The 19351-nt window shown below is 61.3% G+C and carries 17 protein-coding genes; 8 read left to right on the top strand and 9 right to left on the bottom strand.

What is annotated here, in order from left to right:
• Positions 1–28 precede the first annotated feature (28 nt).
• The 3 genes from QD409_RS17410 to QD409_RS17420 all read right to left on the bottom strand — a co-directional run bounded on the left by QD409_RS17410 (position 29) and on the right by QD409_RS17420 (position 4076).
• Positions 29–697, bottom strand: a complete 669-nt coding sequence (locus QD409_RS17410) for a response regulator (protein ID WP_092855520.1) — start codon at positions 695–697, stop codon at positions 29–31.
• 63 nt (positions 698–760) lie between these two features.
• Complete coding sequence (locus tag QD409_RS17415; protein ID WP_092855518.1) at positions 761–2551, bottom strand: alpha/beta fold hydrolase; 1791 nt, start codon at positions 2549–2551, stop codon at positions 761–763.
• A gap of 10 nt (positions 2552–2561) precedes the next feature.
• Complete coding sequence (locus tag QD409_RS17420; protein ID WP_092855516.1) at positions 2562–4076, bottom strand: lipopolysaccharide biosynthesis protein; 1515 nt, start codon at positions 4074–4076, stop codon at positions 2562–2564.
• A 198-nt stretch (positions 4077–4274) separates the two neighbouring features.
• Here QD409_RS17420 and QD409_RS17425 point away from each other — a divergent pair, with 198 nt between their 5' ends.
• The gene (locus QD409_RS17425) at positions 4275–5129 is read left to right on the top strand and encodes a glycosyltransferase family 2 protein (protein ID WP_092855514.1); all 855 of its coding nucleotides are present in this window, start codon (positions 4275–4277) and stop codon (positions 5127–5129) included.
• Here the strand turns inward: QD409_RS17425 and QD409_RS17430 are convergent.
• Positions 5096–6298 carry a glycosyltransferase family 4 protein gene (locus tag QD409_RS17430; RefSeq protein ID WP_092855512.1) on the bottom strand — a complete coding sequence of 401 codons (1203 nt, stop codon included), beginning with the start codon at positions 6296–6298 and terminating at the stop codon, positions 5096–5098. The two genes, QD409_RS17425 and QD409_RS17430, sit on opposite strands and share 34 nt — an antisense overlap.
• 412 nt (positions 6299–6710) lie before the next feature.
• A complete protein-coding gene (locus tag QD409_RS17435) occupies positions 6711–6947 on the bottom strand; it encodes an Lrp/AsnC ligand binding domain-containing protein (RefSeq protein WP_004125824.1) in 237 nt (78 codons plus the stop codon).
• A gap of 291 nt (positions 6948–7238) precedes the next feature.
• Between QD409_RS17435 and QD409_RS17440 the strand changes: the two genes are divergently transcribed.
• From QD409_RS17440 to QD409_RS17450, 3 genes are all read left to right on the top strand, one after another.
• Positions 7239–8522: an NAD(P)/FAD-dependent oxidoreductase gene (locus QD409_RS17440; protein ID WP_430763217.1), complete on the top strand. Its 1284-nt coding sequence runs from the start codon at positions 7239–7241 to the stop codon at positions 8520–8522.
• A gap of 39 nt (positions 8523–8561) precedes the next feature.
• Positions 8562–10097, top strand: a complete 1536-nt coding sequence (amaB, locus tag QD409_RS17445) for an L-piperidine-6-carboxylate dehydrogenase (protein ID WP_430763218.1) — start codon at positions 8562–8564, stop codon at positions 10095–10097.
• Positions 10098–10175: 78 nt separating this feature from the next.
• Positions 10176–11165, top strand: coding sequence for an Ldh family oxidoreductase (locus QD409_RS17450; RefSeq protein WP_092855504.1), 990 nt, complete (start codon positions 10176–10178; stop codon positions 11163–11165).
• 133 nt (positions 11166–11298) lie between these two features.
• On the opposite strand, the gene QD409_RS17455 is transcribed toward QD409_RS17450, so the two are convergent.
• From QD409_RS17455 to QD409_RS17470, 4 genes are all read right to left on the bottom strand, one after another.
• Positions 11299–12615 (bottom strand): glucoamylase family protein, encoded by a 1317-nt coding sequence (locus QD409_RS17455; protein WP_092855502.1) that lies wholly within the window; start codon positions 12613–12615, stop codon positions 11299–11301.
• Positions 12616–12871: 256 nt separating this feature from the next.
• Positions 12872–13435 carry a TetR/AcrR family transcriptional regulator gene (locus tag QD409_RS17460; RefSeq protein ID WP_092855500.1) on the bottom strand — a complete coding sequence of 188 codons (564 nt, stop codon included), beginning with the start codon at positions 13433–13435 and terminating at the stop codon, positions 12872–12874.
• A gap of 1 nt (position 13436) precedes the next feature.
• On the bottom strand, positions 13437–13901 hold the full coding sequence (locus tag QD409_RS17465; protein ID WP_092855498.1) for a DUF1348 family protein: 465 nt from the start codon (positions 13899–13901) through the stop codon (positions 13437–13439).
• 85 nt (positions 13902–13986) lie between these two features.
• On the bottom strand, positions 13987–14850 hold the full coding sequence (locus tag QD409_RS17470) for a DMT family transporter (protein ID WP_430763219.1): 864 nt from the start codon (positions 14848–14850) through the stop codon (positions 13987–13989).
• A gap of 107 nt (positions 14851–14957) precedes the next feature.
• Between QD409_RS17470 and QD409_RS17475 the strand changes: the two genes are divergently transcribed.
• From QD409_RS17475 to QD409_RS17490, 4 genes are all read left to right on the top strand, one after another.
• Complete coding sequence (locus QD409_RS17475) at positions 14958–16367, top strand: PLP-dependent aminotransferase family protein (protein ID WP_430763220.1); 1410 nt, start codon at positions 14958–14960, stop codon at positions 16365–16367.
• Positions 16368–16526: 159 nt separating this feature from the next.
• A complete protein-coding gene (locus QD409_RS17480) occupies positions 16527–17183 on the top strand; it encodes a response regulator (RefSeq protein WP_430763221.1) in 657 nt (218 codons plus the stop codon).
• Entirely contained in the window at positions 17180–18556 is a 1377-nt protein-coding gene (locus tag QD409_RS17485) for a sensor histidine kinase (RefSeq protein WP_430763222.1), read from the top strand. The genes QD409_RS17480 and QD409_RS17485 overlap by 4 nt, the downstream gene beginning before the upstream one ends.
• Positions 18557–18660: 104 nt before the next feature.
• On the top strand, positions 18661–19344 hold the full coding sequence (locus tag QD409_RS17490; RefSeq protein ID WP_092855490.1) for an MtnX-like HAD-IB family phosphatase: 684 nt from the start codon (positions 18661–18663) through the stop codon (positions 19342–19344).
• The last annotated feature ends 7 nt before the right edge of the window (positions 19345–19351 follow it).

Consider the following 19351-nt stretch of genomic DNA (forward strand, 5'->3'; position numbering starts at 1 on the left):
CAGACGTCCTTTCGGCGGGGGAGCATCCTCATTGCGCATGGCGGAGGAGGTAACCCAGGCCGCGCAGCGTCGCGATCTGCACGGTGCTGCCTTCGAGCTTCTTGCGGACGCGGTGGACGTAGATTTCGATGGCGCTGGTATCGGCGAGATCGTCGAAGCCGAAGACGCTTTCCGACAGCGTGGTCTTAGTCACCGTCGTTCCGGCCTTCATGACGAGGTGTTCGAGCACGGCATGCTCGCGCGGCGTCAGCGACAATATTTCGCCGGCGAGATAGAATTGCCGCGTCCCGCCATCGAACACCAAGTCACCCACGGCGATCTCGGGAGCGGCGCGATCGTGGCCGCGGCGGACAGCGGCGCGTATGCGGGCCTCGAGCTCGGCAATCTCGAAAGGCTTGGCGAGATAATCGTCGGCGCCGCTGTCGAGGCCGGCAACCCGGCCGTCGAGGCTGGCATTGGCCGTCAGGATGATGACAGGCACCTTGTTGCCGCTCTGGCGCAGGCGCTTCAGCAGCGTCAATCCGTCCATTTTCGGCAGCGACAGATCGAGGATGACGAGGGCATAGGCTGCCACTTTCAGCATGTGCTCCGCGTCCTCGCCGTCATAGGCGATGTCGACGACATATTGTGCCTGACGCAGCGCTTTGCCGAGCCAGGACGCCAGTTCGCGGTTGTCTTCGACGATCAGGAGCCTCATGGAGCAACTATACAGCAAGTGCCGGATATGGCGAGTATTTCCAGCGATTATCGGGGTCGAGAATCATGCCTTGCCGAGCCTCAATCCCATCTTTTTCACCTCGCTGAGATATATGCTGCGCGCGCTGGGCGGGGTCAGATTGTGATCTGCTTCGGGAATGATGGTGAGGCGTATGTCGGGGAACTGCTTCAGGCCGCAGGCGTCTTGACCGAATTGTTCGCGGAGATGATCGAGGCCGATGTCGTGGGCACTGTAGATCAGCGACATGTCGACCCGGCGTTTGGAAAGCGTGCGGAAGCCGTTGACGACGGGCCCTTGAGCACCGGCGAGGAAGGGAAAGAAGCCGAGCAGCCGGCGGCCCGATCGCACTGCGCGCCGGCCCAAGACGGTGGCCAGGTTGCGCAAAGCGCTTTTCGCATCGATCTGGCCGCCAAGCAGCCGCTTCAGCGTTTCCACCTGCAGGAATTTCCGTCCGTAGGTTTCAAGCGATCGCGGCGCGAAGCGCAGGGCTTCGTCGACCGATCGGCTTTCGTCCCAGGAGAAGCTGTAGGGGTTCGCCGTCACGAGGCCCTTGCATCTGATGTCGTGCACGGCTGCCTGGAAAGCCAGATAGCCGCCGCTGCAGCGGCCGACGGTAAAGGCTGGCAGAAGCTTGCGTGCCTCCAGCAGATCGAGAGCCTCGGCGACGTCGCGATATTGTTTGCTGGAATAGAGCACCTGCTCCGGTGCGCCGGGAAGCGGCGGGCTGTCGCCGACATTGGCGGTGTCGAAACGCAGTGAGGCAATGCCGTCGCGGGCAAGCGCTCGCGCCATGGTGACCGACATCCGGCCCCAGCCGGCATTCCTGTCATAGGCCGTGGTCAGCAGCAGTGCCGTCGCGCCTGTCCGTTTGCCCTCGGGCTCGCAGAGAATGCCGAAGAGACGCAGGCCTTTGCCGAAACGCAGCGGCGTCTCGCGAAAGCCGTCGCCGGCGAGAGGTGCAGCACTCGCCGTCTCTGAACTGATCGATGCCGCCGGGCGGGATGGGCCGGCGATCGACCTTGTCCACCCCACGATCGTGCGGCCCGTCGCTGTCGGCATGACGGCGATAGTGGGGTTGGATACCAGTTCGTCATAGCCTTCATACGTTGCCTGGACGACATTGGGAGCCAATGTATCGAGATGGCGGGCAAAGTCCGTATCGCCCGGGCGGTTGGGCCTTGTCAGCACAAGGCAGTTCGGTGCGGCAAGCCCGGCGAGGCTCATCAGATTGAGTTTCTTGACGGCGTCGGCAACGGTGTCGGGCATGCGCAGGCTGGCAACGGTGACCCCTTCCGTCTGCCTTTGCGCCTCCGCCAGTCCCATGCTCTCGTCGATCATCTTCGACCAGACGGTCAGCTCGCGCAAATGGGCACGCCCGGAGACGACGGGTGCAAGAAAGGCGATGCCGTCAATGCCGGTAAGGCGTTCCGCCAGCCGGGCGGCGATGGCGCTGCCGAGGCCCTGGTTGATGAGGATCAGGCGATCGCAGCCGGAGAGCGACTTCAGCTCGGCGGCAGCGGCAAGCGCCGTTTCCTCCCAAAGCGTCAAGCCTTCGCCTTCATCGGCAGGATCGAGTGCGTCGCCGGTGCCCGCATAGTCGAAACGCAGGCTGGCTATGCCGAGATCGGCAAGATCTTCCGCCAGTATCCGCCAGAACTTGCGAACGCACATTTCCTCGAAGCCCCAGGGGCTGAGAAACAGGACTGCGGTTCCCATCGATGGCTTGGCAGCGGCCATGAACAGCCCGACCGTGCCGGCGAAGGTTACCGGCGTCGCGGCCGATCTTATATCTTTCGTTTCGCTTTGATCTCCGGCGGCTCCCCAACCAGCCATCGTATTCTCCTCACATTCGGCGTGGCGCCAGTAACGCCAGAGCGTGAACAGCAATCGGATGCGCGCGGGCAGGCAATCGCGCCGCAACTTTCTGCAGGACATCGATGTCCTCGGCCGGCACGGCTTTCAGCAGCCTGAGAGCGATGCCATAGGCGAATGCACCAGCGATGATTGCGCCCACAAGGCCTGCAATACCCGGTAGGGCTTGAACGAAGCTGTAGGCGGCGGCGGCGCAAAGAATGGCTGCCATCGTCACCTTGGCGAGGTTGATGAGCATGTCGCGCGTCGAGCCCTCGAATTCCATGCGCCTTACCATCAGCAGACACATGGCGGTGAAGGTCAGAAAGCGAACCAGGGCGGCGCCTTCGCCACCATAGAAAGGCACTGCAACCAGGCAGCCGACGACCATGATAGCGCTGGCGATGATGCCGATGACCGTACGTTCGCGCACGCGATCGAGCGAATAGAGATATTGCGTGCAAATCTGCATGACGACGTAGGGCGCTGCGGTCAGCGACAGCAACGCCACCATGCCGCCGCTCGGCGCGAAGGGCTTGCCGAAGATCGCCACCACCAGCTCAGGCGCGATGGCGGCAAGGCCGAAGCTCATCGGCAGAGTGATATAGGCTATGCTGCGCGCTACGCCGGCGAAGACGTGCACCGGCAGCTTGTCGGATGCCCGCGCATGCATCTGCTCGGAATAATAAGGCAGGAGGCTGCCGCTCAGCTGCACCGGCAGCTGCAGCGCCAGATTGGCGAGCGAGAGGCCGACGGCATAGAAGCCGACCGCTTCGACGCCCCAGTAGTGCTGCAGGAACAAGAGTTCGATTCGGTTGAGGAAGATCGAGCTGTTGATGAACTCGATCGAAAGAATGAACGAGGAGCTGACGAGGGAGGCGAGACCGACGCCGCAGCTATTCTTGCGCGCGATGGCGATCTTGAGGGTCGCGAAGAACATCGGCAATTGGCCGATCGCATAGCCGGCAAGCGCGCCGCTGACGCCATAAAAGATTGCGCCAATGAGTACGGTGACCAGCTGCAGCCCCGAGCTCATCAGGGTGATGCGCAGGAACACACCGAGCTGCTGCTCGCCGATCAGATAATTCTTGCTATAGGCGCCGAGCGACTGAAGAACGAAGAAAATGCCGGTGATGGCAACGACGGCGGATGCTTCGCCGGCCCAATGCAGCCGCTCCGTATCCCAATAATACACCGTATAGCCGATGAAGAGGACCAGCGTCGCAAGGATCGTCGGCTGCAGGAGATAGGCGGCAAAACCCAGTCGCTCCTCCGTCGAATAGCCCCGGCCCTTCAATTGCGGCAGCAGGCGCAGCAAGGTAACACCGGCGCCGAGCTCGGCAACAAGCGCTCCCGTCGTCGTCAGCCACAGCGAGAAGGCGATGATGCCATTGGCTTCCGGGCCAAGCAGGCGCGCGGCAATGATCGAACATGCAAAGCCGGTCGCGAGCAGGCTCAGACCCGCTACCGCGTTCAACACCGAATTTGCCATGATGCTCTTCGTCATGAAGATGACCGTCCCTCAATTCGCCGAAACTCAATGTGGATGTCGGCTCTTCGTGGAGATAGCGTCAGCTCTATTTCATATGCCTTAATATTTAGGGTTTAATGCTGCTCGAAGTTCACTTTTTACTTCGGCTAATATTCATCCGCTCTGGTGTTGCGGCCTGATGTTGGCTGTATGGGACTTGTCCGGAGAGCTTCATTGTTCAGCCTCATCGTTTGCACGGTCGATCGCTTCGACCAGCTCGAGCGCCTGTTCCGGTCGCTGACCGAACAGCGTCAACGGAATTTCGAGGTTATTCTCGTCGACCAGAACGCGGACGATCGCTTGCGCACGCTCATCGACCGCTTCTCCTCTCACTTCGTCATCCGGCATATCCGGTCCGCGAAAGGGCTTTCGCGGGCACGCAACAATGGCATGGCGGTCGCCGAAGGCGATTATGTCTGCTTTCCGGACGATGATTGCTGGTACGGACCCGATACGCTCGCCACCGCCGATATGCTGTTCATCAAGCACCCCGAGCTTGCGATCGTTACAGGCCGCACGCTTGATGCCGAGGGCGTGACCTCGGTCAGCCCGACCGGCGAGACGCAGCTTTCATTGACGCGTTGGAACTACCTTAAATGCGGCAATTCGAACGGCATCTTCGTGCGCCGCGCCGCGCTTGCCGAGATCGGCGGCTTCGATGAAAACCTCGGCGTCGGCTCGGAGTCGCCCTTTCAGAGCGGCGAGGAGGCGGATTTTCTGCTGCGCGCGCTTGCCATCGGCAAGCGGGTGAGGTTTTTCCCGAACCTGATCGTTCATCACGATCGCGTCACCACAGACTATGGTCCGCGCCAGGTGGAGCGGGCGCGCAAATATGGGCGCGGCTTCGGTGCGCTCATTCGCAAGCAGGCCTTTCCGCTGCCCTATGTGGCGTATCGACTGCTCCGGCCCATTACAGGCTGGCTCTTGGCGCTGGTCCGCCTCAACCTCGATGCAGCGCGCTACAAGCGCGCCTGGCTCATGGGGATCCTGGAGGGTTATGCGGCCTGGCCGCGCTGGCGCAGGATCTGAGGCGACTTGCCCTTCGGAGCCAGGGTTTCGGCATAGACATCCATGTAGCGCTGCGCCACCTCGTCCCAAGCATAGGCGCGGGCATCACGCAGCAATTCCTGCCGCAGAGTCAGATCATCGGCCTGAAGGCGTTCGAAGGCTGCGGTCAGGCTATCGGCAGCCGTTTCCGGATTGGAGAAATCCGAGAGTATTAGGGCCGGATGGGTTTCCGCCATGGCCTTGTAGGCTTCGTTGGTATTCAGCACCGGCAGCAGACCGGCGCTCATCGCCTCGATCGCCACCAGGCCGAAGCCTTCATATTCGGAGGCCGAGGCGAAGAGTGATGCGCGGGCGATGACGTTGCGGATCGAGCAGTCGTCGATCGACACATGCAGGGAAACGTTCTGTTCGAGGCCGCGCGCGGCGATTTCTTTTTCGAGCATCGGCTGGTCGAGATCCGAGACTGCGCCGATGATATCGAGGTGCCAGTCGGCGTGGCGGGCGGCCAGCACTTTCATGACATCGAGCATGCGGTCGAGCCGCTTGTTGACGGAGAAGCGGCCGATGGTGACGATGCGCCGGCGTGCTTCCAGGGCAGCGCAATTGGCGAATTTGCCGACGTCGGCGCCGTTCTCGATGAGGCGGACGCGGTTTTTGGCGATTTTGGAAAAGAGCTTTGCGTCGGACTGGCTGCAGCAGATCACTGAGTTGTAGCCGAGTGCCGAAAGCCTTGTTGCCGTATTGAACCAGATCTTCTTGATGGTGGCGTATTTCGGCGTGTGGAAGAAGCCGCCATGCGTGGTGGCGACCATGGGGCGCCCATGCATCAGCTTGCCCCAGGCCAGCGCATCGAAGAAGAAATCGACGGCGTGGACATGCACAAGGTCGGCGTCGGAGATGTGGCGGAAGGCCTGCGGCGCCAGCGGATAGCGGCTGGAGCCGGACCAGGGAATGCGCACGATCTCGATGCCGTCGATCGTTTCGCTCGCCGGGAGTTCTCGGCCAGGATCGGAAAACAGGCTGTTGCAGGTGACGACGCGCACGCGATAGCCGTGGGCGATCAGCTGCCGGCAGAGATTGGCAACGACGTCTTCCAGGCCGCCCTTATTGGGCAGAAACTGGCGCACGACATGCACGATCAGCGGCGCGGCCTGCTTGTTTGCCTGAATATCCGCAACTGCCGATGTCATCGATCCACCCTCGACCCCTATGCCGCGCCAAGCATCGGCAATCCGGCGCCGCAGCGCGCCGCTTGTTGATCAGTCGGCAAAGCAGATCATCCGGGCGGTTAAAAAGGGTTTAATCGCTGGTGGAAAGCCAAGCGGTTTCGGGCAAGAGGGTTAATGGCGGGGCGTTGCTCTGGGGAGTGTTGAGCTTCTCAGGTGAGGGTGTTGATTCCGGTCCATTGTGCCTGGCCCCTCACCCTAGCCCTCTCCCCGTTCTGACGGGGAGAGGGGACTGCTCCGGCGTTTGCAGCGCATTCCCACCCTGCACAAAAGGTAATAGGCTCCCCCTCCCCGTCAGAACGGGGAGAGGGCTGGGGTGAGGGGCTGTATTCGAATGTCCTTAGACGGCGATGCACCGACCCTAAGTCCGGATCGCTCAGAACGCTCGGAAGGTCAGCGTCGTCAGCGAGCGGATGATGCCGGGGATATTGGCGATATGGTCGTTGATGAACTTGCCGATATCCTGCTCTTCGGCGATGTAGACCTTCATCAGCAGGTCGTATTCGCCGCTGGTGGAATAGAGTTCCGACACCAGCTCCGTCTGGTAGATTGCGTCGGCGACCTCATAGGTCTTGCCGGGGGCGCATTGGAGCTGAACGAAAATGGGCTTCATGAGATTGTCCTGATTCTGTCGGCGGCCGTGACGGTGGCCGGCGTTCCTCTATAATGGTCGAAAGCCCCATGGCCATGCAAGTTTTTCTCCAGAGCCGGATGATTTTAGGTCTGTTCGACCTAAAATCTGAATCCGCTCTGAAACCAAAGAAGTGGAGCATGATGTGGTCCGAAAACTGATCACACTTTTCGGCATCATGCTCTGTCCACCGGATGTCGTTCTTCCCGCTTTCGCAATGGCAAGCGTGAGGCTAGATTACCCCCGAATGCCTCTGTCGATTGGACCGATTTCATGCTGAATGATCCCCGTTCCCACGGTCTCTGGGAAAAGACCGCGCCGCAACCGCCGGCGACGAAGCCGCTCACCGGTCAGGTTGCTGCCGATGTCGTCGTGGTCGGCGGCGGCTATACCGGGCTGTCGTCGGCGCTGCACCTTGCCGAAGCAGGCAGCAGCGTCGTGTTGCTGGAGGCCAATGAGATCGGCTTTGGCGGGGCCGGGCGCAATGTCGGCCTGATCAATGCCGGCATGTGGGTGATGCCGGACGATCTGCCGGGCGAGCTTGGCACCGTTCACGGCGAGCGGCTTCTCGAGCTTCTCAGCAATGCGCCGAAGCTGGTGATGGAGCTGATCGACAAGCACAGCATTGCCTGCGAACTCGAGCGCAACGGCACGCTGCACTGCGCCGTTGGGCCGCAGGGCTTGAAGGAGATCGAGGAGCGGGCGTGGCAGTGGAGTAAGCGCGGCGCGCCGGTCACTGTGCTCGATGCGGGGGAGACGGAGCGGCGCGTCGGCAGCTCCGCCTATGCCGGGGCTCTGCTCGACATGCGTGCCGGTACGCTGCAACCGCTTGCCTATGCGCGCGGGCTCGCCCATGCCGTGGTCAAGGCAGGCGTCGCCGTTTACACCGGCAGCCGCGTGATATCAACGGAAAAGAGCGGCACGAAATGGGTGGTATCGACCGATAGCGGCAAGGTCAGCGCCAATTGGATCGTCGTTGCGACGGACGCATACAGCACCGGCCCCTGGGAGCAGGTGCGAAATGAGCAGGTGCATCTGCCCTATTTCAACTTTGCCACCGTGCCGCTTGGCGACAACCTCAGCAAATCCGTGCTGCCCGGCCGCGAGGGCGCCTGGGATACCAAGGAAGTCCTGTCATCCTTCCGTATGGATCAAGCCGGCCGGCTCGTTTTCGGCAGCGTCGGGGCGTTGCGCAACACTGGCCTTGCCGTGCACAAGAGCTGGGCCCGGCGGTCGCTCAGGAAGCTCTTCCCGCAGCTCGGCGACATTCCCTTCGAATGCGAATGGTACGGCAAGATCGGCATGACCGACAATGCGCTGCCGCGCTTCCACAAGTTCGCACCCAATGTCGTCGGTTTTTCCGGCTATAATGGTCGCGGCATCGCGCCCGGAACCGTGTTCGGCAAGGTGCTTGCCGGCCATATCCTCGGACACATCCCCGAAGCCGATCTGCCGCTGCCGCTGACCGATATCATCGAGCCAAGCTTCAGGACGGTGAAGGAAATGTGGTATGAGGCCGGCGCTCAGGCCGCACATTTCGTCGGCGCAAGGGTCTAAAAGAATAATCAAAGCACCGTTACAGGAAGAGGAAACGAGATGACCGCGAAACTCGATCTTGCCGCTGAAACCAGGGCGATATTGACGGAACTCGGCGTTTCAGCCGATCGCTATACGGGCGGAACGCTCGCTGTTACCTCACCCGTGACCGGCGCTGAGATCGGCTGGCTCAGGGAGCATTCGACCGCCGAGGCGAAGGCCGCGATCGGGAGGGCGCACGAAGCGTTTCTTTCCTGGCGCAACGTGCCGGCGCCGAAGCGGGGGGAGCTGATCCGCCTGCTCGGCGAGGAGCTGCGCGCCGGCAAGGCGGCGCTTGGCCGTCTCGTCTCGATCGAAGTCGGCAAGATCACCTCCGAAGGCCTCGGCGAAGTGCAGGAGATGATCGACATCTGCGATTTCGCAGTCGGTCTCTCGCGCCAGCTCTATGGCCTGACTATCGCTACCGAGCGCTCGGAGCACCGGATGATGGAAAGCTGGCATCCGCTGGGTGCGATCGGCATCATCTCGGCCTTCAATTTCCCCGTTGCCGTCTGGTCGTGGAACGCAGCGCTTGCCATGGTCTGCGGCAATTCCACCATCTGGAAGCCGTCGGAAAAGACGCCGCTGACGGCGCTTGCCGTGCAGGCCTTGTTTGAAAAGGCGCTGAAGCGTTATGTCGCAGAAGGTGGCGAAGCCCCGGCCAATCTTTCGACATTGCTGATCGGCGGCCGCGATCTTGGTGAGCTGCTGGTCGATCATCCGCAGGTGCCGCTGGTTTCGGCGACCGGATCGACGGCCATGGGTCGTGCCGTCGGCCCGCGCCTGGCCGGCCGTTTCGCCCGCGCCATTCTCGAGCTTGGCGGCAACAATGCGGCCATCGTCTGCCCGACGGCCGATCTCGACCTTACGTTGCGCGGCGTTGCGTTTTCCGCGATGGGCACTGCCGGCCAGCGCTGCACGACGCTGCGCCGCCTCTTCGTCCACGAAAGCGTCTACGACCAGCTCGTTCCGCGCCTGCAGAAGGCCTATGGTTCGGTGACGATCGGCAATCCTCTCGAAGCGGGAACCCTTGTCGGTCCCCTGATCGACAAGCAGGCCTTTGACCGCATGCAATCGGCTCTTGCGGCAGCGAAGGCGGCCGGCGGCAAGGTCACCGGCGGCGAGCGCGTCGAAAACGGCACCGCCGATGCCTTCTATGTTCGCCCGGCTCTCGTCGAAATGCCCGAGCAGACCGGCCCTGTCGAGCAGGAAACCTTCGCGCCGATCCTCTATGTGATGAAATACGGCGATTTCGACAGTGCGCTGGCGCTGCACAATGCCGTGCCTCAGGGCCTGTCGTCTTCGATCTTCACCAACGACATGCGCGAGGCCGAGATGTTCGTGTCTGCACGCGGTTCGGATTGCGGCATCGCCAACGTCAATCTCGGTCCCTCCGGTGCCGAGATCGGCGGGGCTTTCGGCGGCGAGAAGGAAACGGGCGGCGGCCGCGAATCCGGTTCGGATGCCTGGAAGGCGTATATGCGCCGGGCGACCAACACCATCAATTACGGCCGCACCCTGCCCTTGGCGCAAGGCGTCAAGTTCGACGTGGAATAGCCGGTATTTGCTGCATTGCGATGAGGAAGTTGAAAGCGTAGAAAGCCTTTACCCTCCTCATTTTTAAGGTCTAGCCTCATGCACCTGTCGCTCGCCGAAGCTGAAACGCTGGTCGAGGAGGCGCTGCAGCGAAGCAAGGTCAGCGCTGAGAATGCCCGCTCGGTGGCGGTGGCTCTTGTGGCGGCAGAGGCCGCCGGGCAGGGTGGCCACGGCTTGCGCCGCGTTCCCGCCTATGCCGGACAGGCCAAGGTCGGCAAGACCGATGGTTTCGCCAAGCCGCAGACGAGCCGGCCCTTTCCGGCCGTGCTGCGCATCGATGCCGGCAATGGTTACGCCTATCCTGCGCTCGATCTTGCTGTTGCGGAGCTTCCCGCTATTGCCCGCGAGCAAGGGATTGCGCTTGCCGCCATCAGCCGCTCGCACCATGCGGGCGTCATGGGGCTGACGGTGGAGCGCTTTGCGGATCAGGGATTGGTGGCGCTGATGGTCGCCAACGCGCCGGCGGCGATGGCGCCCTGGGGCGGCAAGACGCCGGTCTTTGGCACCAATCCGATTGCCTTTGCCGCGCCGCTTCCCAATGACGATCCGATCGTGATCGATCTGGCGCTTTCCAAAGTGGCGCGCGGCAAGGTGATGGCGGCGCGGCAGCAAGGGGCTCCCATCCCGGCCGATTGGGCCTTCGATCGCGAGGGGAAGCCGACCACCAGCGCCGAGGAAGCGCTTGAGGGCACGATGGTCCCCGCCGGCGATTCGAAGGGTGCGGCGCTGGCGCTGATGGTGGAAATTCTGGCGGCCGGCCTCACCGGCGCCAACTATGCCTTCGAGGCTTCGTCGCTCTTCGACGATAGGGGCCTACCGCCGGCGCTCGGCCATACGATCATCGCCATCAATCCGGCTGCGATGAGTGCTGTCGATACGGCGCGGCGGCTTACCCTGCTCGCGAGCGAGATTACTCGGGATCCGAACGTTCGCCTGCCCGGCCGGCGCGGGCAGACTTCGCGGCGTCTTGCTCTGACGGAAGGCATCGCAGTCGAAGACGAGGTGCTCGAGGCGATCAAGGGGCTTTGAGGCGTTGAAGGTGATGGTCGGGTGAGCGTGTTTTTGCCGCTCTTTCACACGCGGCCCCTCGCCCCGCTTGCGGGGAGAGGGTTAGGGTGAGGGGCCAGGCACGAACACCCAGAATTGACCGGCAATCTACAAATCACGCGATTGCCGGTTTTTCGTCCAGCCACCCGCCGGTAAAGCCGGCGCGCTCCAGGCCGCTGCGAAGGATCGGTGACTGACGCATCAGGTTCCAGATCATGCCGGTGCGGGCATTTTCGATCATCATGACCAGCAGGCCCTGATCGAGGGCGACCGAACGGTCATCCACCCAGCCTTCGGGGCCTGAACCCTTGACGCTCGGATTGAAGCCGCCAGGGAAACGGCCATCGAGCAGCAGGTTGGGATAGTTGGAAAGCAGTGCCTTCGTGCCGTCGAGCGCGGCTTGGCGGTCGAAGGGCAGGCAGGAGAGCGGCCCCCAGGGCGCGATCGTGCCGTCATCGGGTCCGAGCGGTGCGCCGCGGGCAGCATAGCCCAAGACTTTCGGGCTGTATCGCTGGCTATGCTTGGTTCCCGTCGGGTTCGGGCCGTCGCAGGCGGAGAGACCCCAGACATCCTTCCCGTAACCGACGAAATGATTGGGATTGCGTTCCGTATAGTCGCGCTGGACGGCGATCGCCGTCTGCGTATTGCTGAAATAGTCGATATCCTTATCGGCTACATGCTTGTCGCGGATGCCGCGGAAATCGATCCAGGCATGCGAGAAGAGGTGGATGAACAGCGGCCCGGCATAGAGAAAGGGCGCATCCTTGAACATCATCCAGGTGTATGTCGAGGCAAAGGCGTCGTAGCTTGCCGGCGGGATCGCATGCGTGGGAGATCCGAGCGCCAGAACATAGAGGAAGACCGCCTCGTCATAGCCCTGGTAACGCCAGCGTAGGAAACCGCTGGCCGGCTTCCAGCCCATGCTGATCGTCGGCCCCTTGTTCAGGGCCCAATGCCAATCGCAGCGTTCGTAGAGGAGTTTCGCCTGCTTGCGGATATCGCGCTCGGTCTGGCTGGAGCCGTTGAAATAGGCGGCAGCCGTCAGCACGCCCATCAGCAGCAGACCGGTATCGATGGTCGAAAGCTCGCTGTTCCAGGCGCGGTTGCCGCTCTCCATGTAGAGGAAGTGATAGTAGAAGCCGCGATGGCCGGTGGCGCCGCGCTCCTCGCCCTGCTGGCTATCGGCGAAGAAATCGAGCGCGGTCAGGACGCGTTTGGCCGCATCGGCGCGGCTGATCCATCCGCGTTCGACGGCGACCGGATAGCTCGATAGCGCGAAGCCAACTGCGGCAATGCTGCAATGGCTCGTCTTGATGGAAGTATCCGCCACCAGTCCGTTTTCCGGATTGGTGTGGAGCATGAAATATTCGAACGCGGACCGCTGCAAGCGATCGATCAGCGCGTCGTCGGTCTCGTTTACCTGCTGCAGCATCGTCTATCCGTCTCCTCCGCCCCTGCTTCCTGCTGAACACAGGAGCTTGGATAGTTGCAAATCAAACATGGTTAATATTGCCATATATTTATGGAGGATTGTTTAAGATCAGGGCCTTATGCACCGTTCACAGCCAATTCCCATTGTCGGCAATGTAGTCTCCAGCGGTCTTTTGCCTCCTTCAGGGAAGGCGAATCATCGATCCCGGATCGGTTTGCCCATGTGAGATGCGCTGATTCGCGCTGGTCGGGCAGCGCTATGCGAGCGCGGATTCCAGCCTCTCTTTCAGTCTCGTCAGGGTCCTGCCGAAAATCGTGTCGTCTCCAAGTGCCCTGGCAAGCGTCAACGCACCCTGGATGCCGACAACGGCTTCCTCGGCGAGCGTTTTTGCTTCCGCGCCGGGCAGGCCGGCTTTGACCAAGGCGCCGGCGAGCGCCTCGATCCAGCGATAGAAATAACCCTGGATGGCGGCAGAAAAACGATCACGCGTTTCGTCCAGCGCAAAGGCGCCGATCAGGCAGATGCGGCGGCCGGAACGGAAATAGCTGTCGGTCGTCTCCCACATGCGGGCAATGGCGGCACGGGGTTCACCCTCTTCGAGCGGCCTGAACATCTCCATCACGAACCAGGTGTCGATATTGGCCATGATCTCCGCCGCCATCTCCTCCTTGCCGCCGGGAAAGAAGTGATAGAGGCTGCCCTTGGACAGTTTCGTGCGGGCAGTGATATGGCTCATCGATGCTCCCTCGTAGCCGAGTTCGCGAAAGACTTCGGCAACAAGGGCGATGGCATCGGGTTTTTCGAAGACGGTGCGCGCCATCTCAGAGGCCGAGTTCCGACAGGCCGGGGTGATCGTCAGGCCGTCGGCCGAGCGGCCAGTGGAATTTCCGGTCTTCTTGCTTGATCGGCATGTCGTTGATGGAGGCGAAACGGCGCTGCATCAGGCCGTCGGCGTCGAATTCCCAGTTTTCGTTGCCGTAGGAGCGGAACCAATGGCCGCTATCGTCGCGCCATTCATAGGCAAAGCGCACGGCGATGCGATTGCCGTCAAATGCCCAAAGCTCTTTGATCAGCCGATAGTCGAGTTCCCTTGCCCATTTGCGGGTCAGGAACTCGACGATTTCCTTGCGACCGCGCGGGAATTCGGCGCGATTCCGCCATTGGCTGTCTTCTGTATAGACCTTGGAAACGCGCTCCGGATCGCGGCTGTTCCAGCCATCTTCGGCCATGCGGACTTTGGCGATCGCAGTTTCGCGGGTGAATGGCGGGACAAGAGGGCTCGGCATGATGTACTCCTTATAGACTGATTGGTATCTTATAGACCGATCAGTTTAGAAGGTCAAGCGGCAAGGTTTTTAACGGCTCGATGCCTCAACGCGCGAACTTCCTGGCGCCGGCGACGCAGCCGACGACGGCGATTGTTACGACGAGCATGGACCAGCTGACGCTTTCCTTGAGCAGTGTAGCCGCAAGCGCAAAGCCGAAGAAGGGCTGCAGGAATTGCAATTGGCCGACGGCTGCGATGCCGCCTTGCGCGAGCCCGCGATACCAGAAGACGAAGCCGATCAGCATGCTGAAAAGCGAAACATAGGTGAGGCCGATCCAGGCCGGCCCGCCGATGCCGTCGATCGTGTGCGGCATGGTGACGACGCAGAGCGCAATGGTGACAGGCAGGGACAGAACCAGCGCCCAGCAAATGACCTGCCATCCACCGAGACGGCGCGACAGCACGGCTCCTTCAGCATAGCCAAGCCCGCAGATGAGAACGGCTGCCAGCATCAGCAGATCGCCGACCGGCGAGGCCGATACGCCCTGCGCTAGCGCGTAGCCGCTGACGAGCGCGCTGCCGATGGCGGAGAATATCCAGAAGGCGGGGTGAGGCCGTTCGCCGCCGCGCAATACGCCAAAGATCGCAGTCGCAAGCGGCAGCAAGCCGATGAAGACGATCGAATGGGCCGAGGTGACGTGTTTCAGCGCCAGCGCCGTCAGCAACGGAAAACCGATGACGCAGCCGAGCGCGACGATCGCCAATGAAACGATATCACCGCGGGCTGGGCGCTTTTCGCGAAAGGCGAGCAGCAGGCTGAGGCCCAGTAGGCCGGCGATCACGGCGCGGGCGACGGTCAGGAACAGCGGATCGAAATCCATGACGGCCACCCGCGTTGCCGGCAGCGATCCGCTGAAAATCACCACCCCGGTCAGTCCGTAGATCCATCCTGTCGTCGTCTTGTCCATTGCGGATGCTCCTTCTGGCTTTCGCGGTATCGGAGAGTTTGTCTGGCCAAGCCAGAGACAGTGCAGTACAATTTCTACGAACTGTTATGGTGAGAGGTGCAGTACGGATGGATGATCTGTCGGTGACGAATGCCGTTGGCGGCACGCGTATCGAAGGGGTGATGGCGGCGATCTCCGATCGCATCGCCACCCGCAGCCTGATGCCTGGCGCGCGGCTGCCATCCGTGCGCAGCTTTGCCAGGACGATGCAGGTATCGGTCTCCACTGTGGTCGAGGCCTATGAGCGGCTTGCCGCCGAGGGCGTGATCCGCTCCCGGCCTGGCTCGGGATTTTACGTGTGCGGTCCGTTGCCGCCGTTGTCGCTGTCCGAGACCGGAGCGAAATCGGATCGCAATGTCGATCCGCTATGGATCTCCAGGCAATCGCTCGAGGTGAGTGATGATGTATTGAAGCCCGGCTGCGGCTGGCTTCCGCCGTCCTGGTTCCCGCAGGCAGCACTGCGTCGGGCGATGCGGACGCTGGCGCGGGGGGATATGGGGGCCCTGGCCAATTACGGAACGCCGCTCGGCTTGCCGCCGCTGCGGCAGCTGCTCGCCAGGCGTTTGGGCGACCATGGCATCACCGTGCCGCCGGACCAGATATTGTTGACGGAGTCCGGCACGCAGGCGATCGATCTGCTCTGCCGCTTCCTGCTCGAACCCGGCGATACCGTGCTGGTGGACGACCCGTGCTATTTCAATTTCCATGCGCTGCTGCGTGCGCACCGGGCCAATGTCGTCACCGTGCCGTTTACGCCGACCGGGCCGGATGTCGAGCTGTTCGGCCAGGCCCTGGAACAGCATCGGCCGCGCCTCTACATCACCAATTCTGCCATTCACAATCCTACGGGCGCAGCGCTTTCGCCGGTGACGGCGCATCGTCTGCTGAAGCTGGCCGACGCTTCCGGTCTGATCATCATCGAAGACGATATTTTCGCCGATTTCGAGGATGTCCCGGCGCCTCGGCTTGCCGCCTATGACGGGCTTGATCGGGTGATCCATATCGGCAGCTTTTCAAAGACGCTTTCGGCCTCGGTGCGCTGCGGTTTCATTGCGGCGAGGCGGGACTGGATCGACGGGCTCGTCGATCTGAAGGTTGCCAGCAGCTTCAGTTGCGGGCAATTGTCGGCGGAACTCGTCTATCTCTCATTGAAGGACGGCAGCTATCGTAAGCATGTCGAGGCTCTGCGCGCTCGGCTCGCCAAGACCATGAGCGAGGTGGCAGCACGGCTGGAAGCCATCGGCATCATTCCCTGGCTCAAGCCGCAAGCCGGCATGTTTCTCTGGTGCCGGCTGCCCGAGGGTGTGAATGCCGCCGATGTCGCCCGCGCCTGCCTTGCCGAAGGCATCATCCTTGCGCCGGGCAATGTCTTCAGCGTAGCTGAAAATGCCGGCAGCTTCATGCGCTTCAATGTTGCGCAATCCACCGACACCCGGATCTTCGGCGTGTTGGAGGCGTCCATGCGACGGCTGCGCTAACAGTCTTGGGCTGCGGAACGCAGGTCTCGGCCCGCTATACTTCGCGATCCTGGAGACGGCGCTCTTGCCATGCGGAATTGATCCGTCATAGCTTTGCCACAAGGCCGCTCCAAATGCGGCCGCCTCAACTATAGAATTTTCGACTGAATGGGGTCGATCGTGCGCGTTTTGCTTGTTGAAGACGACAATATCCTCGGATCGTCACTAAAAAAGGCCCTGGAGAAGCATGCCTATGGCGTCGACTGGATGCGCGACGGCGAATCCGGCCTCGAAGCTGCCGAGCATTCGCATTTCGCGGCCGTCATCCTCGATATCAATCTGCCGCGGCTCAGCGGCATGGAGGTCTTGCGACGCGTCCGCCAGCGTGGCAATTCCGTACCGATCCTGTTGCTGACGGCGCTTGATTCCGTGCGCCAGAAGGTCGAGGGTCTCGATGAGGGCGCCGACGATTATTTGGTCAAGCCGTTCGATCTCGACGAATTGCTGGCGCGCCTGCGCGCGCTCATCCGCCGGCGGGATGGCCGCACCGAAAGCGTCATTCGTTGCGGCGAGGTGGAGGTCGATCCCTCCGCCATGGTCGCGCGCAAGGGCAGCGCGCCGGTGCATACGACGGCCAAGGAGTTCCATCTTCTGAAGCTCCTGATGGAGCGCAGCGGCCGCTACGTCACGAAGAACGATATCGAATACGCGCTCTATGACGCCGAAAATACGGTCGAGAGCAACACGATCGAAGTGACCATCTACAATCTCAGAAAGAAGCTCGGCACCGATTTTATCAAATCGATCCGCGGCGTCGGGTATATGATCGAGCGATGAACAATTCCACGCTCACCCGTAAGCTGTTTCTCCGCATTGCGCCGGTCGTGGTGGTGACGATCGTCGTGATCGGCGCCTTCGCCTTCAACAGTGCGACGCGCGAGATCAACAATATCTACGATGCTCAGCTGATCGACGACGCCAATGTCATCTGGAGCCTGCTGCGCCGCCCCCTGGAGAAGACGCCCGGGCATGCCGCAAAGCAGATCGACGACATCGACTTCAACATGGACAATCAGCTGGCCTTCAATGAAGACGCCGACGATTATGCCGATGCGCATATGTTTCGCGCCTGGGTCGACGGCAGTATCCGCTTCTACAGCAGCACGGCTTTCCTTTCCGATGTACCGCAGCAGAAGGTGGGGTTCACGACCCTGACCTATGGTGGGGAGGATTGGCGCATCTATTCGCTGCCGATACCGAACTCGACCATCGTGATAGAGCTTGGGGAAAAGATAGAGCTTCGCGAAACGCTCGTTTCCAACATTCTGCTCAATCTGTTCTTTCCGCTGCTGATACTCGTGCCGGTCATCGGCTTTCTGATCTGGCTCGGCATTAATAGCGGCCTGCGCACGATTCATGGGTTGGTGCGGCAGATCCGCACTCGCTCGCCAGACGATCTCTCGGCCATTCCGGTCGAAAGCTTGCCGCGTGACCTCCTGCCGCTCGGCCGTTCGATCAATCAGCTGCTGGAGAAGCTTGCGCGGTCGCTAACGCTCGAGCGGCGTTTTTCGGATCTGGCCGCGCATCAGCTGCGCACGCCGCAGGCCAGCGTGAAACTGCTGCTGCAGCTGCTCGGAAACAGCGACAACGAGCATGAACGGCAGGCGATCATCGCCGACCTCGTTGCCAGCAACAACCAAGCCACCCATCTGATTGAGCAGCTGCTGCAGCTGGCAAGGGTGAGCCATCACCCGCTCAATCCAACACCGGTGACGCTTTTCCATCTGGTGGCGTCGGTGCTTGCCGAATTCGGAAACATCATCACCAATCGTGAACTCGATATCGTGCTGGAAGGCGACCAGACAGTTCAGGTCCAGACCGATGAATCGCTGGTGCGCATGATGATCAATAATCTTCTGGACAATGCCATCAAATATACGCCCGTCGGCGGGGAGATCAGGGTTTCGATTTCTTCCGAAGAGGGCGTCGGCCAGATTTCGATCAGTGACAGCGGGCCGGGGATACCTCCGCACGAGCGGGAAGCGGTATTCCAGCGGTTCTACAGGCTCAACACGCTTCATACCGAAGGCGCCGGACTCGGCCTTGCCATTGTAGCCGATACAGCTGACCGCCTGTCCGCTACGGTGAAACTCTCGACGCCACGGTGGAGCAAGGGTCTTCAAGTAGACCTGAGATTGCTGGCTAGCTGAAAATCAACTTCACAGCGTTTTTTCATTTTCGCTTCATTTTCCCCTCATGCACGGCTCATCCGAGGTTGTTAGAGGCAGCTGGGGATCAGGCGAAAGGGCATGTTATGCAGGTGTTTTGCGATTTTGATGGAACGATCTCCATCGAAGACGCGACGGATATGGTGTTGACTCGTTTCGCCGGCTCCGAGTGGGAAGATATTGAGCAGCTCTGGAAGCAGGGGCTGATCGGCTCCGGCGAATGTATGCGCCGGCAGATCGCTCTTATCGAGGCAAGCAGAGCGGAGCTCGACCAGTTTCTCGACACTGTGTCGATCGATCCGGGTTTCGAGGGCTTCCTGTCTTATTGCCGCAGCGGTGAATTGCCCGTGACCGTCGTCAGCGACGGTGTGGATTATTTCATCCGCCGCATTCTGGCGCGTCATGGTATCAACAGCCTGCCGATCGTGGCCAACGTGCTCACCTGCAGCGTTTCCCAGGGCCGCGAGTCCTATTCGCTGTTTCCGCCGTTCCAGGCAACCGGCTGCGTGTCCGGTGCCGGCGTGTGCAAGTGCCGTGTTGTCGATAGCAATGACCTGCAGGTCTATATCGGCGACGGGCGAAGCGATTTCTGCGTTTCCGACAAGGTCGACCTCGTTTTCGCGAAGGCCAAGCTTGTCGATTACTGCGAGGAACACGGCATTCCTTATGTCGGTTTCGAAGACTTTTCTGATCTGCTTCCAAAGATGGAAGCCGTTCTCCCGAGCGTCGAGCGACGCTCCCGTGCGCTGCCGCATTTCAAGACAGCGTGAACTAGAC

It is taken from the genome of Rhizobium sp. BR 315, assembly GCF_050577975.1.
Classification (GTDB): Bacteria; Pseudomonadota; Alphaproteobacteria; order Rhizobiales; family Rhizobiaceae; genus Rhizobium; species Rhizobium miluonense.